Genomic DNA, 327 nt, shown 5'->3' on the forward strand with positions numbered 1-327 from the left:
CTTCCGGGCCGACGACGACGAAGTCGATCGCGTTGTCCTTGCAGAACGCGACGACGGCGTCGTTATCCTCGGTGTTGACGGGGACGAGGGTCGCGTGCTCGGCGATCCCTGGATTGCCGGGGGCGGCGTAGAGTTTGGTGAGTTCGGGCGATTGCGCCAGCTTCCAGGCCAATGCGTGCTCGCGTCCGCCCGATCCGATCAACAGAACCTTCATGCCCGTCCCTTTCCAGTTTGTGAGTGGCGGTTAAGGGGCTGGAGCGGAAAGGTCAAGCCTAAAGGCTACCAGCCGCCGCCGCCGCCGCCGCCGCCACCGCCGCCAGAGAAACC

Annotated in this window: 1 pseudogene; it reads right to left on the reverse strand. The window is 65.4% G+C overall.

Annotated elements, in window-relative coordinates:
- Positions 1-214 (reverse strand): annotated as a pseudogene (locus tag B3605_RS14275) (phosphoribosylamine--glycine ligase N-terminal domain-containing protein); the annotation flags it as partial.
- Positions 215-327: the final 113 nt, after the last annotated feature.

It is taken from the genome of Rhizobium sp. UBA1881 (genome assembly GCF_002338015.1).
Classification (GTDB): domain Bacteria; phylum Pseudomonadota; class Alphaproteobacteria; order Rhizobiales; family Rhizobiaceae; genus Rhizobium.